Origin of the sequence: Alteromonas sp. ALT199 (genome assembly GCF_018619335.1) — a bacterium.
GTDB lineage: Bacteria > Pseudomonadota > Gammaproteobacteria > Enterobacterales > Alteromonadaceae > Alteromonas.
In genome coordinates this window covers 1-6,033 of the sequence record NZ_JAHHDX010000148.1, presented here as the reverse complement: position 1 = coordinate 6,033, position 6,033 = coordinate 1, and the positions used below count along the sequence as shown (strand labels likewise).

The 6,033-nt window shown below is 45.4% G+C and carries 5 protein-coding genes; 3 read left to right on the top strand and 2 right to left on the bottom strand.

All coding sequences use genetic code 11. From position 1 onward, the window contains the following. Window positions 1-146 precede the first annotated feature (146 nt). Both KL866_RS16265 and KL866_RS16260 read left to right on the top strand, forming a co-directional pair. On the top strand, window positions 147-1,811 hold the full coding sequence (locus KL866_RS16265) for a S41 family peptidase (protein WP_214996022.1): 1,665 nt from the start codon (window positions 147-149) through the stop codon (window positions 1,809-1,811). Beyond that, window positions 1,808-2,218 carry a hypothetical protein gene (locus KL866_RS16260; RefSeq protein WP_214996020.1) on the top strand — a complete coding sequence of 137 codons (411 nt, stop codon included), beginning with the start codon at window positions 1,808-1,810 and terminating at the stop codon, window positions 2,216-2,218. Before KL866_RS16265 ends, KL866_RS16260 begins: the two co-directional genes overlap by 4 nt. A 154-nt stretch (window positions 2,219-2,372) precedes the next feature. Here the strand turns inward: KL866_RS16260 and KL866_RS16255 are convergent, their stop codons facing one another. Then, window positions 2,373-4,727 (bottom strand): YgiQ family radical SAM protein, encoded by a 2,355-nt coding sequence (locus KL866_RS16255; RefSeq protein ID WP_214996018.1) that lies wholly within the window; start codon window positions 4,725-4,727, stop codon window positions 2,373-2,375. Between the two features lie 252 nt (window positions 4,728-4,979). Here KL866_RS16255 and KL866_RS16250 point away from each other — a divergent pair, with 252 nt between their 5' ends. Continuing rightward, window positions 4,980-5,444: an EVE domain-containing protein gene (locus KL866_RS16250; protein ID WP_025255036.1), complete on the top strand. Its 465-nt coding sequence runs from the start codon at window positions 4,980-4,982 to the stop codon at window positions 5,442-5,444. Window positions 5,445-5,529: 85 nt separating this feature from the next. Here KL866_RS16250 and KL866_RS16245 read toward each other — a convergent pair whose 3' ends face one another. Then, the gene (locus KL866_RS16245) at window positions 5,530-5,940 is read right to left on the bottom strand and encodes a hypothetical protein (protein WP_025255037.1); all 411 of its coding nucleotides are present in this window, start codon (window positions 5,938-5,940) and stop codon (window positions 5,530-5,532) included. Between the last annotated feature and the right edge of the window lie 93 nt (window positions 5,941-6,033).

Below are 6,033 nucleotides of genomic sequence, written 5' to 3'. Positions count from 1 at the left end.
TGTTTAAACTTTTGTTACCTAGTTATTCTTACAAAGCTATACCGCTATAAACTATGCTAACGTAGAACATAGTATTGTTATTGAGAGCATAAACGCTGACGAATTATCAATTTCGGCGGCCGTTAATAAAGGGTCTGTAATTAATCATGAAAGCGTATACGTATACTTCAGTTGCATTTGCAGTGGCAATTTCACTTCTCACAGGATGTGGGGGAGGTGGCGGTTCATCCAGTAACACGCCGGTAGCAACGACGCCTACTACACCAACAACGCCTGTTACGTCAGAACCTGAGTGGGAAGCTGGTGTCTATGAGCCACAATCTGAATTCATCGCCAAGTGTGAAACGCCAAGAAGTGGTATAGATCCTTTCACTGGAAGTGCTTACCCAGATACCCAAGGGACCGCAATGGATGAAAAGCTCTGGCTGCGTTCATGGACTAATGACACCTACCTATGGTACGACGAAGTAGACGATAACGACCCTGAGAACTTTTCAATATTGGCATATTTCGACCAGTTGAAAACGAATGAACTAACGCCAAGTGGCACGCCAAAAGATAATTTTCATTTTTCACAAGACACGGCTGAATACAATGAGCTATCTCAATCTGGCATATCGTCGGGATTTGGTTTTAGCTGGGAGTTTGGGTCAAACACAGTACCAAGAGAGTTAACCGTACGGTACACCGAGCCTGGTTCACCTGCTGCTGCAGCGAACGTGCCGCGAGGCGCTAAGGTTGTGAGTATCAACGGCGTTGATTTCGTTAATGACAATACCCAACAAGGTGTAAACGCTTTAAACGATGGACTGTTTCCTGATGATGCCGGAACCACTACAAGCTTTCAATTTGAACTGATTGACGGTACGAATATGTCAGTTGATATAACCTCAGCTGATATCAACGTAACACCGGTTCAAAACGTTAAGGTGTTTGATACTGAAAACGGTAAAACAGGTTACTTCCAATTTAATACCTTCATTGTTACCGCGCAAGAAGGGCTGATAGACGCGTTCGATACATTTGTTGATCAGAATGTAACCGAGTTAGTCATGGATCTGCGTTATAACGGAGGGGGACGTTTGGCGTTGGCTTCTCAGCTTTCTTATATGGTAGCGGGTCCAAATCAAACGAACAACGCTACGTTTGAAACTTTGCAATTTAACGACAAGAACCCAACGACTAATCCAGTAACTGGCGACACTATTAGTCCTACACCTTTTTATAGAAACGTTATCGATTACAACGCCGGGTTACTGACCGATACGCTACTGCCAAGTCTTTCTCTGACTCGTGTTTACGTTATTTCAACAGGCGCAACGTGTTCAGCAAGTGAAGCGGTAATGAACGCCCTTCGCGGAATAGACGTAGAAGTGGTACAAATTGGCTCGACAACGTGTGGTAAACCTTATGGTTTCTATCCAACAGATAACTGTGGTGAGACCTACTTCACTATTCAGTTTCAGGGAGTGAACAACAAAGGGTTTGGCGATTATGCAGACGGTTTCATGCCAACCACTACTCCTAATTTTGATTTTGAATTACCAGGGTGTGACGTTGAAGATGACTTTACCGCAAGTCTAGGCGACCCGAATGAAGGTATGTTGTCTGCAGCACTAGAGTTTGCAGCTACGGGCTCATGCCCTGAAGTGGTATCGGGCAATGGCACGGCTGATGTAAACGCACTGCGCAGTAATCAAAGCGCGCTAGTGGGTGAGAAGCTTATTCCTATCGATACGCCTGAAAAGCGCAGAGAAAACTTTGTGTTACAAAACAAAATTAACCAGCCCGTCATCAGGGAACAAGAATGATGGCTCTATTCGGTAAAGGTAAAAGCAAAGGGCTTCCCGCTGCAGCCCTCGCTATAGCGCTTTCATCGGCAATTGGTTGTGCTGCAACCAAGGAGGTTGAGTTGCATAAAGCAATTACTAACGGCACTAGTGCAAGCCAAAAGCAAACCATTGAAAATACCATCAGTAACTGGTTTGGCGGTGTATCCATTAGTGTTGCTGATAATGTGTTTAGCAGCGCTTCAAGCATTACAATTGAACGCAAAGCGAAGGTAGACAGCAGAGGGTTACCCGTTGAAGGAAGGCATGACAACCCTGTGTACAGCTTTACGTTATTAAGTGATGGCAAGCAGTGCCTGCTGCGAAATGATCAAACTGGTGAACTAGCAAAACTTGAAAATGTGAAGTGCTACCCAAATCACGACTGAATGTAATCGTACAGCTCGGGTACATATAGGTTGTATACATAAACAGTTAGCTGAAATACCGCAGTGCTATTGCTAAAAATCGCCAAAAAAGCCCGATGTTTAAAAGCATCGGGCTTATTTATTTCTAGCGTTCTCTTTCTTAACGTTGTCTATCTTAACGTTTGTGCATGCTTGGCTGTTTTTGAAAGCGGCCACGATTGTTGCCGCCGCCATTATTCGCCTTCGAAGCCTTGCCCGAATTTTGATTGGCGGTGTTCCCGTTAGCTTGTTCTTGCCTGTTGCCACTGCCTTGTTTATTTCCGTTTGTATTACGACGGTTTTTATTAACCGCGCTACCGTCACGGCTTTTGCCTTTTCCATTTTTACCCTGAAAGGAGGGTGGAAGCCCAGTATGCTTAGTAAGTGCACGTTCACCACGACGTCCTTTTTGTGCTTTCTGGCGTTTTTCGTCAGCCGTCTCTGGTGGAACAAGGTGCTGAGGACCGCGGCCAATTAAATCTTCGCGCCCCATACGCTTAAGCGCTTCACGAATTTGCGCAAAGTTCTTCGGGTCGTGATAACGCAGCATCGCCTTATGTAGCCTACGGTGAATCTCGCCTTTAGCAGAAGGGACGTCTTCACTGTCTTTGGTTACTTTACGAAGGGAATTCACTTCGGTGTGGTACATGGTTGTAGCCGTTGCCATTGGCGACGGATAGAAGTTTTGTACCTGATCGAGTTTAAATTTGTTTTCTTTAAGCCATATCGCAAGGCTTAACATGTCTTCGTCTGTAGTACCCGGGTGCGATGCAATAAAGTAAGGAATAAGGTACTGCTTTTTACCCGCTTCCTGTGAGTATTTATCAAATAGCTCTTTGAAACGGTAGTAGCTGCCCATACCTGGCTTCATCATTTTTGAAAGCGGGCCGTCTTCTGTGTGTTCTGGTGCTATCTTCAAATAGCCGCCTACGTGATGAAGCGCTAGTTCTTTCACGTATTCTGGGTCTTCTACCGCTAAGTCATAACGCACGCCAGAAGCAATCAATATCTTTTTAATTCCAGGCAATTCGCGAGCACGGCGGTATAAGTCGATAGTTGGCTTGTGATCAGTATCCATGTGTGCGCAAATGCTAGGGTACACACAAGAAGGCCTGCGACAGGTAGCCTCGGCTTTCGGGCTTTTACAGCGAAGGCGATACATGTTCGCTGTCGGACCGCCTAAGTCTGAAATTACGCCAGTAAAGCCAGGAACGGTGTCGCGTATTTGTTCAATTTCACGAATAATCGAATCTTCAGAGCGACTTTGAATGATACGGCCTTCATGTTCAGTAATAGAGCAGAAGGTACATCCGCCATAGCAACCGCGCATAATATTGATACTAAAGCGGATCATGTCGTACGCTGGGATTTTGGCATCGCCATACACAGGATGAGGAACACGCTGATATGGAAGGTCAAACACCGCATCCATCTCTTCGGTTTCAAGAGGCATGGCGGGTGGGTTGATCCAAATGTGTCTGTCGCCGTGACGCTGCATAAGTGCACGAGCGCAACCTGGATTGGTTTCCTGGTGCAAAATACGCGATGTATGCGCGTATAACACCTTGTTGTCTTTTACTGTTTCGTACGCAGGTAGCTTAACGTATACGTTCTCCCAAGGCTTACGCTTCTCTTTCTCTTTTTGCGCAGGCTGGATAACAATTGGCGACGCTTCTGGCGCTTCACTGCTTTTCGCGTCTTTATCTTGTGAATCGCACTCCGGCTCCATTTGATAGGGGCTTGAAATAGGATCAATCTTACCTGGTCTGTCTAGGGAGGTAGAGTCAACGCCTTGCCATTCGGGCAAGGCTTCTTTGACGATTATCGCGGTACCGCGAATGTCGCGCAAATCGGCAATGTCTTCACCTGCCGCCAAGCGGTGGGTTACTTCAACAAGGGGGCGCTCGGCGTTACCGAAAAATAGCATGTCTGCTTTAGAGTCGAACAGTACTGAGCGGCGTACTTTCTCGCTCCAGTAATCGTAGTGCGCAATACGACGCAAGCTGGCTTCAATACCCCCCGCAATCACAGGTACACCTTTAAAGGCTTCGCGACAGCGCTGTGCATATACGGTTACGGCCCGGTCAGGACGCTTACCGCCTACATTGCCTGGCGTATAGGCGTCATCGTGACGAAGCTTTTTGTCAGACGTATAGCGGTTGATCATAGAGTCCATGTTTCCGGCTGTTACGCCAAAATACAGGTTGGGCTTACCCAACTTCATAAAGTCGTCTTTACTCTTCCAGTCTGGCTGAGAAATAATGCCAACCCGAAAACCATGGGCTTCAAGTACGCGACCAATCACAGCCATGCCGAAACTAGGGTGATCGACATACGCATCGCCGGTTACCAAAATAACGTCACAACTGTCCCAGCCTAGGGCATCCATTTCCTCTTTTGACATAGGAAGAAAAGGCGCAGTACCCAAGCAGTGTGGCCAATATTTAGGGTAGGAAAACAGACCGCGGTCGGCCTTAATGGTGGCTTGCATAGTAATCACATCTAGATAAATCAGGGAATTGCTGAACTCATAATAGGAGTAAGCTCAGATTAAGTGCGTAATTATAGCAGTCTTAGCCAAGCTAAGGTATAGCACTGTCATTAAATAAAAGTGCTTTGTATACTGGTGTTTGTTAAAAAGCTGAATTATCTATGCGGATTGGTATTAAAAGAGCACGTACAGCGTATGTATATTTACATACGCTTCAGTAAGTGTTCAAAGATTAAGAGAATGAATAAAAACATGGCGTATTGGCTATTTAAAACAGAACCTGATGCATTTTCAATAGACGACTTAGCGAGTAGACCTGACCAAACTGAGCCATGGGATGGCGTAAGAAACTACCAAGCCCGTAACTTTTTACGTGATGGCGTAAAGCTGGGCGATAAGGTGTTTATTTATCACTCCAGCTGCAAACTGGTCGGTATTGCAGGCGTTGCAGAAGTGGTGAAAGACGGGTACCCAGACACCACACAGTTTAACCCTGAGTCAAAATACTATGATCCTAAATCTAGCGAAGAAAACCCTCGTTGGTATCGTGTCGATGTGAAGTTTGTAGAAAAGTTTCCCAGCGTCCTTCCACTTTCTGTAATTAAAAGTATGGAAGGTATTACTGAACTACCTTTAGTCAAGAAAGGCGGAAGGTTATCAATAATGCCGGTACAAGAGGGCGAATGGCAGCAACTGTATGATGCTGCCAAAGGCTGAGAACCCCTGTTTCAACGCTTTGAAGTAAATCAAGGTAACGGCAACTGGCTAAGAGGGTAAAGTGCAGTTGCCCTAAAAATGTTTACTACTTACCAAATGCAAATTTGGTGTCGGCGTCGCGCAATAGGAAAAGTGCGAAACACGCGCCCCACATTGGCCATGCGGCAAAAAACAGTAGGTGATTAAAAGCGTCTAGATACTGCGGGAAAGAAGAAAGGGTAGACCCGCCGTGCATTAGAAAAATTAACCCGTAGGTGTATTTTTTTGCAAGACCCGCTAGAAACGCTAACACCAATGCAAGCTGAAATGCGCCCATAATATAGACGGCCATTTCAGGTACGCCGCCTATACCGTAGAATTTTTCGAAAATGGCCATGCCGTGGGAAGGATTTACGAATTTATCTAAGGTCCAAACAAACATAACGATAAAAATAGTTACGCGAAGAGAAAGTAACGACCACTCAAGTCGCTTTTGAATATCTGTCTTGTTTTGCATACATGCTCCAAAAGTATAATAGTGCAAGCATACTAGAACGACCGTTCAAAATAAAATTAAATGTACTGAAATTTTTTGTGACACGTATCGGTC